The sequence below is a fragment of the Leptospira ainlahdjerensis genome (assembly GCF_016919175.1).
Lineage (GTDB): Bacteria > Spirochaetota > Leptospiria > Leptospirales > Leptospiraceae > Leptospira > Leptospira ainlahdjerensis.
The window spans coordinates 1-14,297 of sequence record NZ_JAFFPU010000041.1 but is presented as its reverse complement, the minus strand read 5'-3'; the positions used below and the strand labels follow the sequence as shown (position 1 = coordinate 14,297).

General features: G+C 41.8%; 10 protein-coding genes. 3 read left to right on the top strand and 7 right to left on the bottom strand.

Features of this window, described 5'->3' with window-relative positions:
- Window positions 1-25: 25 nt before the first annotated feature.
- Window positions 26-1,114: a DNA polymerase IV gene (dinB, locus tag JWG45_RS11460; protein ID WP_205279842.1), complete on the top strand. Its 1,089-nt coding sequence runs from the start codon at window positions 26-28 to the stop codon at window positions 1,112-1,114.
- Window positions 1,115-1,199: 85 nt separating this feature from the next.
- Here the strand turns inward: dinB and JWG45_RS11455 are convergent, their stop codons facing one another.
- The 7 genes from JWG45_RS11455 to JWG45_RS11425 all read right to left on the bottom strand — a co-directional run bounded on the left by JWG45_RS11455 (window position 1,200) and on the right by JWG45_RS11425 (window position 10,967).
- Window positions 1,200-2,153, bottom strand: coding sequence for a hypothetical protein (locus tag JWG45_RS11455; protein ID WP_332476488.1), 954 nt, complete (start codon window positions 2,151-2,153; stop codon window positions 1,200-1,202).
- Window positions 2,154-2,166: 13 nt separating this feature from the next.
- Window positions 2,167-3,438, bottom strand: coding sequence for a transcriptional regulator (locus tag JWG45_RS11450; protein WP_205279841.1), 1,272 nt, complete (start codon window positions 3,436-3,438; stop codon window positions 2,167-2,169).
- A 17-nt stretch (window positions 3,439-3,455) separates the two neighbouring features.
- Window positions 3,456-3,977, bottom strand: coding sequence for an RNA polymerase sigma factor (locus JWG45_RS11445; protein ID WP_205279840.1), 522 nt, complete (start codon window positions 3,975-3,977; stop codon window positions 3,456-3,458).
- A gap of 333 nt (window positions 3,978-4,310) precedes the next feature.
- A complete protein-coding gene (gene srpA, locus JWG45_RS11440; RefSeq protein ID WP_205279839.1) occupies window positions 4,311-5,507 on the bottom strand; it encodes a sigma factor sigX-regulated lipoprotein SrpA in 1,197 nt (398 codons plus the stop codon).
- Window positions 5,508-5,972: 465 nt separating this feature from the next.
- Entirely contained in the window at window positions 5,973-7,847 is a 1,875-nt protein-coding gene (locus JWG45_RS11435; protein ID WP_205279838.1) for a RecQ family ATP-dependent DNA helicase, read from the bottom strand.
- A 166-nt stretch (window positions 7,848-8,013) separates the two neighbouring features.
- Window positions 8,014-9,975, bottom strand: a complete 1,962-nt coding sequence (mnmC, locus tag JWG45_RS11430; protein ID WP_205279837.1) for a bifunctional tRNA (5-methylaminomethyl-2-thiouridine)(34)-methyltransferase MnmD/FAD-dependent 5-carboxymethylaminomethyl-2-thiouridine(34) oxidoreductase MnmC — start codon at window positions 9,973-9,975, stop codon at window positions 8,014-8,016.
- Window positions 9,975-10,967 (bottom strand): LIC10647 family lipoprotein, encoded by a 993-nt coding sequence (locus JWG45_RS11425; protein WP_232380648.1) that lies wholly within the window; start codon window positions 10,965-10,967, stop codon window positions 9,975-9,977. The genes mnmC and JWG45_RS11425 overlap by 1 nt, the downstream gene beginning before the upstream one ends.
- 92 nt (window positions 10,968-11,059) lie before the next feature.
- Between JWG45_RS11425 and dusA the strand changes: the two genes are divergently transcribed.
- A complete protein-coding gene (gene dusA, locus JWG45_RS11420) occupies window positions 11,060-12,127 on the top strand; it encodes a tRNA dihydrouridine(20/20a) synthase DusA (protein ID WP_205279836.1) in 1,068 nt (355 codons plus the stop codon).
- Between the two features lie 63 nt (window positions 12,128-12,190).
- Window positions 12,191-14,131, top strand: a complete 1,941-nt coding sequence (locus JWG45_RS11415) for a PP2C family protein-serine/threonine phosphatase (RefSeq protein WP_205279835.1) — start codon at window positions 12,191-12,193, stop codon at window positions 14,129-14,131.
- Window positions 14,132-14,297: the final 166 nt, after the last annotated feature.

The window sequence follows — 14,297 nt, the reverse complement described above, 5'->3', positions numbered from 1 at the left end:
TTTATAATTTGACCTGAAATAGAAGATGGAACCACGAAAAATCATTCACGTGGATATGGATGCCTTTTATGCTTCCGTGGAACAAAGGGATTTTCCAGAGTATAAGGGGAAACCTTTGATCGTAGGCGGTCCCCCCGGAAGTCGATCAGTTGTGGCGGCTGCTTCTTACGAAGCGAGAAAGTTCGGCGTTCGTTCCGCAATGCCTTGTTCGAGGGCGGCTCAGCTGGCTCCTCAGGCGATTTTTGTCTTTCCTCGTTTCGAAGCTTATAAGGAAGTTTCCGGACAAATCAAAGAAATATTTTTAGAATACACCGATCGAGTTGAGATGTTGTCCTTGGACGAAGGTTATCTGGATGTTACATTCAATAAAAAGAATATTCCTTATGCGGTCACGATCGCAAAGGAGATTCGAAGTGAAATTCTAAAACGAACTAACCTTACAGCGTCCGCCGGCGTAGGCAATTCGAAGTTTATCGCCAAGTTGGCTTCCGAAAAAAATAAACCGAACGGACTCACAGTCGTTTTACCGGAAGACGTCGTCTCGTTTATCGAACCTTTGCCAGTGAGTAGCTTTCACGGAGTTGGTAAAGTGACGGCTCAAAAAATGGAAGAATTGGGGATCCGGACCGGAAAGGATCTTCGAACAAAAAGTATCGAAGAACTCGTACAACACTTCGGAAAGATGGGAATCTATTATTATAAAATTTCGAGAGGAGAAGACGACAGAGAAGTGGAATCTTCGAGAGAACGAAAATCTCTCGGTGCGGAAATCACTTTTGATCAGGATCGAATCGAAAAAGAAGATCTTTTCAACCAACTCAAATACGTTTCCGGCGAAGTGGAACGGCGTTTGAAAAAACGGGATTTTTCCGGAAGAACCTTAACTCTGAAAATCAAGTTCCACGATTTTACTTTGAAAACGAGGTCCAAAACTCTTCCCGAAACGATTTTTACGGCAGACGATTTGTTCCATATCGCTTCTTCGCTTTTGGAGGAATTTATGGAAATTAAGGACGGAAAATCGGTTGCAAACAAAGCGATTCGGCTTTTGGGAATCAGCCTTTCTCATCCGAACCTGGTCGAGGAAGAACCGAGCTTATTTCCATTTTTCTAATATTCTTAAAATATTTATTTTCTTCCTTGTTTTAATGAATACTTCTTATACGGAGTGGATTTCAAAAACCGCCTTATCCGGTTTTTTACATTCTTATACCGATACCGACTAAAACCAAAGGTTCGTTGAACCGATAAGAGTGAACGGATGCGTTCAAATCGGTAGTTCTATACTGAAAGGTCAGGTTGAAAAAATAAGACCGAACTTCCACTTGTAGACCGGTTCCTATCAACGCGGCTCCGTAGGTCAATTGTTTGGAATAAATCCCGCTCTCGTAACTTCTTCCAAATCCGACTCCGACCTGGGCGAACCAGGATATCGATTCCGAAATCGGAAAAAAATACCGAATACTTGGTGAAAGAGAGAGTGTCGAAACGGTGAACTTCGAACCGGATTGTTTGTCTCCTTTGTATCCGCCCGAATTGAGATTGAGAATTAGAGCAGTTGTAGAGATTGCGGCTAACGTTTGATATTCCGGCATCGTATTTAAACTCGAATTCGTTACGATTCCGACTAACGGAGAGATTGCGGTTTCCGGAAATAGGAAGCTATTATGTTCCAAGGCGAGGGAAAACCCGAAATTGGAATTGATACGGTATTCCCCTTGCAAGCCAACGGATTGAACTTTTAAGGAATACTTTTTTTCAAGATAGGGATCGATGTAGAGGGTGGTTGTGATCAAATCAGTAAACGTATAATGACGATTTAGATTTATCGATTCGGTAACGCGGGAATTCCACTGAGCCCCGATCAGGGAAAAGTAGAATTTTTTGAAATCTTTCGGAGTCGAAGTTTCTTCTTTTTTAATTTCCGATACGAGAATTTTTTCCACAAGCTGAAGATCGATTTTTTCGACCTTCCCGAATTGGTCCTCCACCAACACATGATCTTCTCTTAATGTAGTTTTTACGTTTTTTAAAACGGAGCCGTCTTTTAAGAGAACCGAATTTCCGAAGATCAGTTTTGGAATTATTATCAGAAATAAAAAAAGAATCCAAATTAGAATTCGGAACCGATGTACAATAAGAAAATTTTTCACGGAGTCTTTTGATCTAGAATGAGATGGATTCTACGTCTTCGGCTTTGATGATTCTTTTTGTACCTTCGATTTCAAGGACATACTGATTTTCATATTGAATGAGATTTCCTTTCCACTCCGATCCATCTTTGAGTTTGATCGTCTTATTGCCCAGTCGAATCGGTTCTTCCTTTTCGAACTTTATCTTTTCTGCGCGGACTGAAGTTTTTTCTTTTTTATCGTTTATGACCGGTTCCGCAGCTTTTTCTCCGAGATCAGGGATTTGTAAACTTCCCAAATTTTGCAAAACCTTTTCAAGTTCCTTGAGATTTTGTGGAGTAAACTTCGTAGTTTTGTTTTGATTGAGATCGAGCGTGAGAATGTTTTTAATTTTCCGCAGTTCTTCCAGCTTTCTTTTTTGGTCCGAATCGAAACCGTTTGGGTCGCCAAAAAGAATTTTAGAATCCCCGGTAAACAAGAACGGTTTTGTTTCCAGAATGGAATCCGAAACTATTTCATTTCTGATGTCGTTTAACAAATCTTTGTCTTTTTCACCGATGGTTTGAGTCCAGTCCTTAGGTGGAAAAAGTAAGAATGGAAGCAGATATCTAATTCCCGAACGAACCGATGCGGAACCGTCCCAAACCTTGAGGCTTCGACCTGTTTTGGAATCTTCGATCAAAACTTTTGTTCCCAACAGCTCGATCCGAGTTCCATTCCAGAAGATTTTTGTTTTGTCTTGGGTGACGATCGTTTCGTTTAACAAAAGGCTTCCCTTTTCAAAATACAAAGACAAGGACTCTTTTTCGCCGTTTGTTTTCGGGAGGCTTAAAATTTTTACCGCCGAATTGGGAAAAATTCTAAATTGAATCAAACCTTGAGTTCGAAGAAGTTTCACGTCGCAGAAGTGATTCTCATCCATTCTTATCCAGTCTGCTGCGACGGATTGCGGATCACAATCGCCCAACGTTTGGATCACGATCGAGTCGGTTTGAGAGGGGATTTGAAATCTGATCAAGAGATAGATGGAAACGATCAAAGGAATGGCGGCTGCTAAGAGAAGGGCGCGATTTCTAAAAATATTCTTTTTAGACATTTGGAAAGAAGTCATTTTGGAACGATCGTCTACAGGTTTGAAAAGCGCCTCCTTATGAAGTTTTAATCCTTCCTGCATTCTTATATAGTTTTCGTAACGTCCTTTCAAGGACGGGTCTTGATGAACGATTTGATCCAATCGTCCTTTTTGTTCTTCCGTGATTTCACCGAAGAGGGTTAAGGACACGAGGTCTTCGAATTCTTCTGACAAATCGTTTCTTTCCATCTTTACAAAGCCACTTTTCTTCTTTCTAATTCTTCTCGGAGGAGATCCAAGGCTTTTAATAATTTTCTACTGACGGTTCTCGAAGAGATATTCAGAGCCTGCGAGGTTTTCTCCAGTGTGTAATTGTTGAATTCTTTCAGAAGGATAATGCTCTTTTCCGGTTCCGGAAGAGAAGAGACAATTTCTCTCAATTCTTCCTCTAAAATTTTAGTCTCTAAATCCTGTATAAAATCATCTTTCACACGGAGTGATTCTATTGAAGCATTTTCTTCAAGAATCAAATCCTTTTTACGACTTTTACGATAGGTGAAGTAGGTATTTTTTGCAATGGCCGCCGCCCAAGTATAAAAAGTCCCCCTTTCTTCCGAAAAATTGGGAAAAGCTCTGTAGAGATTGATAAATACCTCTTGCGCTATGTCTTCGACTTCATCGGGGTCGGTCGATAGATATCGAATGACCTTATAAATCGCCTCATTGTATTTTTGGTAAAACAAAGAAAAATCGTGGTCTGGACTTAACTTCATTTTAACCTTTTCTTTTCAAATGCATAAAAAATCCGGGAGGATGCGAAACTCTTGAATATTTTCTCATCCATTTTGAAATTCAACGAGACATCCTTTTTCGTAATGGAAATCCTTAGTCGGGTTTTAATCGAGGCAATTTTTATTTTTAACCTAGCAATTTATCTTTTGGAAATTCACTGCCTTTTCTCAAAATACTTTGAAATCTGAAATACGTTTTCGTATTATAAATTGTTTGCATGTTCTGACATTGATTTAGATGAGATTTTCAAATTCGAACACAGAAAGGAGTTTTTTCCTTTCTGTGTTCGAAGTCACATTGCGAATCCTGGTCTCTTATTTTAGCGAACTTGTTATCGTGGGTAAATTGAAGATCAGGTTTTTTCTGGCATTGTTTGTAAGATTTTCTGATCCACTTGTCCCATTCGGTCTATCGGCGACCTCAGATTCAGGAGAAAATGTATTGTTTCCATCGTTCGAGTCCCAGAATAGGACGTTATCGACGGAGACCTCAAACAATATCTTTCCTCCACCTGCTTTCGAAGTATCGAACGGCACTACTATGATATAAGGATCTTTTGGATCCATTGCTGCCACCGAAGGAGACAATTTGTATTCTAAATTAAGTTCTTCCGAATAAGCGGAACCGGAAAACATAGGCGGATTATAAAAATTTTCCTTTGAGGGCAAGTTCGTTAGGAATAATCCGTTTTTTGAATCGATCATTGCTTCCGAGATTCTACAGTCTTGTGCAGACATCATTTCCATTGGATTGAAGAAAATATATCTATTAGAAGAAACCAATGTTTCAGGACAACCTTTCGAAAATATTTTCGTACCGACCCGTCCTCTTCTGCTACCACCTACGATATTATTTTCCTTAATTAAATTATTCAAAAATAAACTTACATAACGATAAGAAGAATCGGATGTTTGTTCCGTCGACAAATAGTAAACGAAAGAGTGGGCTACGATTCCGATTCTATCAAAGTCCTGCAAGAGTTCACTTGGAATCGGATTGTGAAGATCTAAAAATTGACTTTGTCCACCCGTGAGTCCGACAGGCCACATTCCCGAACAAGGCCCGTATTCACCTCCACCGAAGCGCAAGCTCCAGTTTATATTTTTCAAAGTTTCAGTTCCCGGTGCGGGACCTCCCTTTGCAACCGACTTGTACGCAACGATTTGGCAAACCTCTATGCCGGCAGAATTTGGAGTCATGAAATGATCCGTAAAACCATCGGCTTCCCCGTCTCCATATTGTAACGGATCGTTTCCAGATAGATCAACCAGCTGATTCGAATAAAGTAATGATCTATCCTGCTGAGAGCTTCCAATTCTGCCCGTGGCCATTTTGTTCAAATTCGTAAGTTTGAATTCGGCCTTATTGCCGCCTAATAATGCCGCCATCAACAATAGATTCGTATCGTCTTTTTTGTCCTTTTTGCAACTCGTAATCGAGAACAACAGAGTGGTTGCAAAAGCCGTAATCTGCATTATTCTTCTGTGAGATTTATTCTTGTCTTGTTTCATCGTCTTAACCTCCAATGAAATCACAAAAGAAATATAGAGAGGTTCGAAAACGATTGAGACAAGCTTTGGAAAAAAAATTCCCTTTTGCTGAAAAGCGACGACTTCGGTACCGACACCGAGATCCACATTATTACTGCGTAAAATTAAAAAATTAAACTTTCTCGAAAAAAGAATGAGCTTCGATTGTAGGAAGGATCTGAGCGTATTTAAAGATAAGAGCCTTATTACTTAAATTGAGACAATTTTTTTGATAAAAAAATCAGACTTTGAAATTAGCCGTAGAGTATCGAAAGTTTTTGGATGCGCATATAGATCTGAAACTCATCCGTTGTAGGATCTCCTTCTTTTTTTAAGATGGAACAATGACAAAAACGCTGAAAGGGCAAAATAGGTTAAACCAGGAAATTTTTTCTGAAAGTGTTACGAATTTAGAAGAGATCGCATTCCGTAGAGGAAGATTCGAAGTTATTTCCATTTTTCTAATATTCTTAAAATATCATTTCCGAATTTTTCGACTTTGGCGGAACCCATTCCTTTGATGAGAGAAAGTTCTTCCGGAGTTTCGGGCATTGACTTGGCGATTTCCGCGATCACAGGATTTTGGAGAACCATAAACTTTTTCCACTTTCTTCTTCTTGCTTCTCTATCTCGAAAGTTCTTGAGTTCTTGGACTACGTTTTTTGCCGGAATCGTTTTTCGTTCTGAGTTCGAGTCCTCTTCCTTTTTTTTGCGGGGAGTCTTTACGATCACAGTGGAAGCGAGGATGAGTTTCGGATATTTATCTCCGACGATTTTTACTTTTTTTTCGGAGATCCATTCGTCTATGATTCTTAAGATGGCTTCTTCGGAAATAGAACGTAAGGATCCGTACATCGGAGTTCGATCCAATTTTTTTCTAAGAATTTCGTTCGAGCGCGAACCTCTCAAAACTCCGGCTATCATTCTTTTTCCGAATTTTCCCGGAATGAGTTCGAGCAATTCTTCGATCGTTCTCAATTCTTCCTTTGAAAAATCGTATTTTTCCTTTTGTTCTTTTTTTTGTTTTTTTTCTTCTTCCCTTTGGAGAAATTCCTCTCTTCCTGAAATCGGAAGTTCCTCTTCGGATTCTTTCTCTAAACAGATATCGCAGGTTTTACATTCCGGGATTTCTTCTCCGAAATAGGAACAAAGGATTTGTTGTCTGCATTGATTGGAGATTGCGTATTCTTTCACGTAAGAAAGAAGAGTTTCTCCTCCCTTACGATTGGATTCTTTTCCGATGATAAAACTCTGCGTAACAAGATCGGATGGATGATAGAATAGAATACAATCCGAGTCCTTTCCGTCCCTTCCGGCCCTTCCCGCTTCTTGATAATAACTTTCCAGAGACGCTGGGGTCTGGTAATGAATCACCATTCTTACGTCAGGGCTATCGAGACCCATTCCGAACGCATTCGTCGCGACGAGAACGTTTGTCTTTCCGGTGGAATAACCGTCCTGCGCTTTTTCTCGACTTGAATCGGTTCTTCCCGCGTGATACTTGCCGACTTTGAATCCATTCTTCTTTAGGAAATCATAAACTGATTCCACCTTCTGCCTCGTCGCGCAGTAGATGATCGCTCTTCCGCTCGTCGATTTTTGAAAATTACCTCGGATGAGAATTTTCAAGAGTTGGCTTTCACGGAAGGTCTCGTTTTGAGGAAAAAGAATGGAGAAGTTCAAATTTTCCCTGTAAAAACTTCCTTTGATGAGCGCCGGTTCTTTGAGTCCCAATGAATCGGAAATGTCTTTGATGACCCTTTGTGTAGCTGTAGCGGTTAACGCAATGACCGGAATTTTTTTCGGAAATTTATCCCGGAGTTCGTAGAGTTTTCTGTATTCGGGTCTGAAGTCGTGGCCCCATTGGGAAACACAATGAGCTTCGTCTACGGCGATTCTTTTGAGAGGAAGTTTGGGAAGAATTTCGAGCACCTGTCTGCTCAAAGCTTTTTCCGGAGACAAATAAAGAATTTGGATTTTACCGGTTACTGCCCGGCTCAGAATCCGCAATTGTTCGAGGTCGTCCTGTGTGGAATTGCAATATTCCGCCGTGATCCCCTTTGCTTTGAGAGAATCCACTTGGTCTTTCATAAGAGCGATCAGAGGAGATATGACGAGTGTGAGAGATCCTTCCTCTAAAACCGACGGGAGCTGATAGATAAGTGACTTGCCTCCTCCAGTGGGAAGGATGACTAACGTGTCGTTTCCTTCGATTACGGATTCGATCGCTTCCTTTTGCCCCTTTCTAAAATGAGAAAGCCCCCAGACTTCTTTGAGAGCCGATTCTAAATCTTTAAACTTTTTGTCTGCTTCTGAGTTCATAGAATCCGTTTTCGTAAATTTCTTTCAATGGATTTGGAACCGTGTGGATCGATATTTATTTTTTTCCGCAAATCGTCGGAATTCTCCCGCTCATCTAATTCCGAAATCGCCGTCTTCCTCGCAAGAGAGAAAGTTCTCGTCCGCGTTCCGACAAAGGTTCGAGGATTTATCCTTGGGTTCGAATTTTTCGATATAAGAATCGACTCGGATGCAAGGATTCTAATAACGAGGTTTCGACGGGAGCGGGTTCATCCAGTATCAAAGAGGCTAAAATCTCCGCACCCAAAAAAGAGCTTAAAATTCCTCGAGAACCCAAAGCCCCGAAAACAAAAAGACCGGGAATCGTTTTTAAGACCGGATAACTTTGTTTGCGGTTGCGGGGAAGTTCGATTCCTTGATACCGTTTTGTGAAATCTTGAGGGGAAAAGACCGGACCTAAAATCGGGAAACGGTCCGGAGTTTGCGCCCGAAATCCTACTCTTTCATAAACGATCGATTCTTCGTTCCATCCAAGGCTCGGATACTTTTTTTGCACGTATTGTAGAAGTTCCTTTGTGTCCTTTGTTCTCGTTTTTGGATCGAGATCAAATTCGTCAAATGTGGAACCGAGGATATGTTCTCCATTGATGGAGGGAGTGAGATAATGTTCGGCGCAGAGAATATTTGGAAATCGGGAGGAAGTTTTTGTTTCTCTTAAAACCGATAATTGTCCTCGGACTTTTTTGATCGGTAGAAATTCTTCCCCTAAAATGGGATTTAAAAGCTCTCCAATTCCATAAGAATTACAGAATATAACACAATCAGAATGTATCTTTCCTTCGGTTTCCGATAATACGACCTTCCATCCGTCTCCGTCTGGTTGAACCAGAACCGCTTTTTTTCGGATCAACTCGATCGTAGACCGGTTCGCCATTTTTTTCGCGATCGAGTTCGGTTGCGTCCAGAATCCTTTCGGAAAAAAAACACCTTCTCCGATTTCCTCTTGAAGATCGTTTTCTTTTCGTGAGTTTTCCGATATTTCTTTCCAAGCCGCGATCTTTTCCGAAAGGTGATGATTCTCCAGTCCCTTCCGAAATCTTTCGGAACTCATCTCCTCGGTGACTCCGTGAAAAAGACCTGAGGCTTCGAATTCTTTTTTACCGGCAAAAGAAGATAAAAACTGCAAGGCGTATCGAAAGGCGCGTAACGTGAAAAGGCTCGCGGAAGTCGGAAGTTTCGTGATATGAGGATGGGAAATCGCTCCTGGAATTCCGGAGGCTTCGTTTGCGATCCCGGAAGGGTCAATCAACGTCACTCGAACTCCTCGTTCCGTTAAGGAATACGCCAAGGCTGAACCCGCGATTCCGGCTCCGATGATAGCGGCGGTTTTTGTTTCTCGATCGGAAAAAGAACGTCTGCACCAAGGTTTTTCTTTGGGAGTGGATTCTTCCGAGTCGTTTTCGTTTCGAGAATAGTTTCCCGCGAGCATTTCTCTTTTTCTTCCGAATCCGGGCCGTTTTTCGAGTTCGAATCCGCAGGTCGTCAAAGAGTCACGAACCATTCTTGCAACCGTGAACGTTGAGAAGGTGGTTCCCGGTTTGCAAACACGTCTTAGTCGGATCAGGTTTGATTCTTCCCACATCTCCGGATTTTTGGAAGGTGCAAATCCGTCCAAAAAGATCGCGTCCGCTTTTCCTGAGATTTCGGCTAACGCGTCTTTGACGTCTCCGAGGTAAAGTGTTAGATGTATCTTTCCGTTTTGAAATCGAAAGTAATTCATTCCGGAAACGAGGTCTTGATAAGAATCGAGAAATTCTTCCTGGATCGTTCGAAGCGCCGGAAAAACCGAGAGGGCCTTGGAGATTTCCTCCTTGTTTAGAGGAAACTTTTCAACGGAAATATAATGAAGTCGAAAACGATTTTTGTGTTCGGAATATTCTTTCCAAGTCGTTAGGAAGTTGAGACCGGTTCCGAATCCCAATTCTAAGATTACAAACGAATTTTGCAGACTCGGATCTTTCCATCTTTGTGTGAGATTGTTTCCTTCGATAAAGACGTGTTTGGTTTCTTCCAAGCCGTTTTCCGGAGAAAAGTAAATGTCTCCGAACTCTTCGGAGACCGGAGTTAGATTTTCTTTCCATGACAACATCAGATTCTAGGCGGCACCGGCTCGGTTTGTTTCGGCGGAGAAGATTCCCGCGCAGGGCCACTGTCTTTTCTCAAGGATTCTTCGGATTGGGGAGGGGACAATTGAATTTCTTTTCGAACTCCGATTCGATATGTGTCCATCGTGAGATAGAGATCGGGTACGGCTCCTCCGGTGGAAGTCGGAATCGTTTGTTTGATCGGATCCCTTTCCAGAGTCGAAAGATTCGAAACTTCAAAGTAAAGATAAGTATTATAAAAGATCGAATCTTCGAAAAATCTTCCGATATTGTATTCGTATAACAATCGAAGTCCGGAAACGAAACGAACTCGATTTCTGGTTGAGGAGATTCTCAACTCTTTTTCCAATACGTCGAAGTCGTAGATGCTGAATCCTACATTGATTCCAATCCCTAAATTCCAATTTAGAAATTCCAAAAACGCGAGATAGATCGTTGCATAAGCCTGATAGTCCGCGTAGAGATATTCGGCTTTTCTTCCGAAGGGATCCGGAAGAGGATAGAGGCCGTAAACGACATGTTCTAAAACGTTAGCCGCAACACGTCCGTCGTCCGGAAAGTTCAATAAATTTCCTCGAAAAGTTCTCGGCGCGGTCAGCGTAAATCCGTAGGCCATGTAGTTTAGAACCTTCATATATCCTTCGAACGGAGTTCCCGGAATTCTTCTTGGAATCGATCCGATCGTATAAAACGGCACCGATTTAAACGGATCTTGGTTTACGCGTCGATCCGTGTCAGCGACTTCCTTACTTCCCGCGGCGGTACGAACTAGGTTTTCCAAAGGACTATAGTGTGTGGAAAAAGTCAAACGTGTGGAATCCACACCTCCCGTAAGCACGATCGTTTCAAAAAAAGATTCTAAGGTTCTACAAGAATATTGGAAAAAAAGAAGAATCAGGAAAAACGAAATTCGTATTCTTGGGGCCGAGAATCGAAAGACGGCGGAACATCGGAGATTTCTCTTCGGGAAAGTCATCGTTTTTCGATTCCCGCGTGATGGCCAGTCGAAGGTAGGACGGAGGATCCTTGACCGAAGGCCGTAGAAAAAAAAATCTGGTAGGAAGTTGTATGATCGAGATCGACGCAAAAATTCCTAAACCGTATCCGGTTTCTCTGGCTCCTATGATGGACTGGACCGATCGTCATTTCCGTTTTCTTTTTAGAATGATTTCCAAACATACGTTTCTTTATACGGAGATGATTCATACGGGCGCGATTCTTCACGGAGATAGAAAACGATTCTTATCTTACAATCCGGAAGAATTACCGCTTGCGATCCAGTTGGGAGGTGATAACCCAAAGTCCCTTGCGGAATGTTCCAAGATCAGTGAAGACTACGGATATTCTGAGGTCAATCTGAATGTAGGTTGCCCGAGCGATCGTGTGAGAGAAGGTAACTTCGGCGCTTGTCTTATGGAAACCCCGGAGAAGGTCGCCGAGCTCGTTGCCGCTATGGACGCGTCCGTTTCCATTCCTATAACGGTTAAGTGTAGAATCGGGATTCCAGGAAAGGAAACTTTTGAAGACCTCTGTCGTTTTGTGGAAACGGTAAAGAAAGCCGGCGTCAGACGTTTTATCATCCACGCTAGGATCGCGATCTTAGGAGGTCTTTCTCCAGCACAAAATCGACAGATTCCTCCTTTGCGTTATTTGGACGTGGAACGGATCAAACAAACGTTTCCGGATCTGATCGTTGAAATCAACGGAGGAATCCGATCTTACGAAGAAATTCGAGAAAGATTGAAGAAGAACGACGGAGTGATGATCGGAAGAGCCGCTTATGAAACGCCCTTTCTTTTTTCGGAAATCGACTCTTTGTTTTTTCAAGACGATACTTTGCCTTTGAGTCGAAGAGAAATTCTGAAACGAATGCAGGATTATATCGATCGTTTTCTTTTAAACAACACGAATGCAAAACCTCACTTTGTTTTAAAACATCTTTTGGGTTTGTTTCACGCGGAGAAGGGCGCGCGCAGTTATCGAAGAATTCTTACCGAGAAAATGTTTTCCGATTATTCCCGAGATCTTTTGTTTGAAGCAATAAGAGAGATTCCCGAGTCCGCGTTAGATTTCATTCCCTCTCAAAAGAAAAAACAAAACTCAGAAGAACTGGAATCTACGCTCTTTCCTTCGTAGCCTTCTTTCATTCTTTTATTTCCAATCTAAATTTAACTTTACAGCCGCATACGCGGAGTTAGTTTGATCCCCTCTTTTTGTATGAAACCGATTTTATTCGGATTAATTCTATTATGTCTAATTCCCTTCGCAGTATACTCGGAACCGATCGATCCGGAAAAGGTTCAGTTATTAAGCGAAGGATGGGAATATCATAACGTAGACGGTAGAATTTTTAAGCCCGTTCTTCCGGGGGTCGGTTTAACAAGCCAAGGTTTGGACATTCCGCTTAAGGGCTATTATACGATCTCGATAGAATATCCGAATACGGCGCCTTCCGGTTCTCAAGGAATTTTTTTAGATAGAATTCAGTCGGCCGACAGAGTTTTTTTTAACGAAAAACTGATCGGTAAAACGGGCGAGATCGATCCGTATTCTCCCGCTTGGTTTCGAAGTCGATTGTATAAAATTCCTCTCGAATGGGTTGAAAGAGGAAAGAAAAATACGATTCGAATCGAAATCGAATGTCAAGAGCTCGGTTTTCACTGCGGAATTTTTAGGAGTATTCCCAAGTTAGGCGACTTCGACGAGCTCAAAGACGCTTTGATTCAGGAAGACGCTCTTCAACTCGTGTTGATCGTTTTATTCCTAGGAGTTTTTTTACAACAGTCTATTTCGTATTCTCTCAACCGTTATTCCAGAGCTAGTATTTTTCTTGCGTTATCCGCCGTTCTTTTCGTTTTTTGGAGACTCCCTCTTCTTCATAAGATGCATTACATCGACATTCCCTTTGGAGTTTTGTCAAGATCGTTTTTTTTGGCTCAAACGGTTTTTCCGACTTGTATATTATATTTTTTGTATGCGTTGTTTCGGAAAAAAACCGGAACTGCGGCTAAGATGATTATGAAGTATAGTCTTGTGATCGGAGCTTTGCATCTTCTTGAACTCGATGGGACACAGAGGGTTTTGCTCGTGTATGCATGGGAAGGAATTTTGTTTTCCATGTTCTTACTTCTGGTTCCGATCTTTTATTCCGAGTTGAGAAAAAAACTCATGGAAGCGTTGATCATGGTGGGTGGAGTGGGGTTACTTGCGGTTTTTGCGATCATCGACGTCGTTTTGGATAACGTTTCCGGTAAGAATATATTCTTATCCCAGTACGGTTTTTTCGCACTTTTGATTTCCGGAGCCGTGAGTATTTCGTATCAAAACGCGAGGGCCCATTCCGAACTTAAAAAATTAAACGTCACCCTGGAAGCTAAGGTGGAAAAAAGAACCGAAGAGTTGAAAAAACAAAATCGGATTCTTCACGAGGAATTGGGAATGGCGGCGAATCTTCAGACGAGACTGATCCCTAAACTCGACGGGAGAATCCATCGTTTGTCAGTCAACTCGGTTTATATTCCTGTCGATCAGGTCGGCGGTGATTTTTTAGATTATCATATTCTAAATGAGAAAAAGATAATGTTTATTCTCTGCGACGTTTTGGGACACGGGGTAGCTTCCGCTTTGGTTTCTTCGATGCTCAAGGTTTCGTTTTTGGAGCTGAGTCGAAAGATGGAGGAACCTTCCCGTATCCTTTCCGAATTGAACAACCGTATGTTTCAGGTCTTAGAGAAAAATTTCATCTCTGCTTTTGTCTGTTTATACGATCTTGAAAAGGAAGAATTTCGATATTCAGTCGCGGGACATCCTCCGCCCGTTTTGATTCGAGAAGATCAGGCGGAACCGGAATTTCTAAAAGGAAGAGGAATGATCTTGGGAATGTTGAAGACGATCGAGCCCGAAACCTATACGATTGCGCTCAAAACCGGGGACCGATTTTTCTTTTATACGGACGGGGTCACGGAAGCCCTCAGTCCGGAGAGGGAGATTTTCGGAGAAAGGAGACTTCTGGAAGTTTTGAAAAATAATTTCTTTCTAAATCCTAGAAATCTAAACGAAGAAATTTTGGCGACGGTGCGATCTTTTTCCTCCTCTAAGATTCCCGACGATCTGACTTACTTGACTGTGGATATAATGTAGAAATTCCTTTCTTACATGAGCCGTAGAAATCTCCGCGCCAAGAACGTTTCGAAGAAACGGGTTGGAGTGGGGATTTGATTTTGTGCGAAATGTAAGAAAGGAATTTCTACATTATATCCACAGTCAAGTAAGTCAGATCGTCGGGAATCTTAGAGGAGGAAAAAGA

Excerpts from the sequence above, each read along its gene's own strand:
- dinB (WP_205279842.1), top strand. The coding sequence starts at position 26 with ATGGAACCACGAAAAATCATTCACGTGGATATGGATGCCTTTTATGCT.
- JWG45_RS11445 (WP_205279840.1), bottom strand. The coding sequence starts at position 3,977 with ATGAAGTTAAGTCCAGACCACGATTTTTCTTTGTTTTACCAAAAATAC.
- srpA (WP_205279839.1), bottom strand. The coding sequence starts at position 5,507 with ATGAAACAAGACAAGAATAAATCTCACAGAAGAATAATGCAGATTACG.
- JWG45_RS11435 (WP_205279838.1), bottom strand. The coding sequence starts at position 7,847 with ATGAACTCAGAAGCAGACAAAAAGTTTAAAGATTTAGAATCGGCTCTC.
- mnmC (WP_205279837.1), bottom strand. The coding sequence starts at position 9,975 with ATGTTGTCATGGAAAGAAAATCTAACTCCGGTCTCCGAAGAGTTCGGA.
- JWG45_RS11425 (WP_232380648.1), bottom strand. The coding sequence starts at position 10,967 with ATGACTTTCCCGAAGAGAAATCTCCGATGTTCCGCCGTCTTTCGATTC.
- dusA (WP_205279836.1), top strand. The coding sequence starts at position 11,060 with ATGATCGAGATCGACGCAAAAATTCCTAAACCGTATCCGGTTTCTCTG.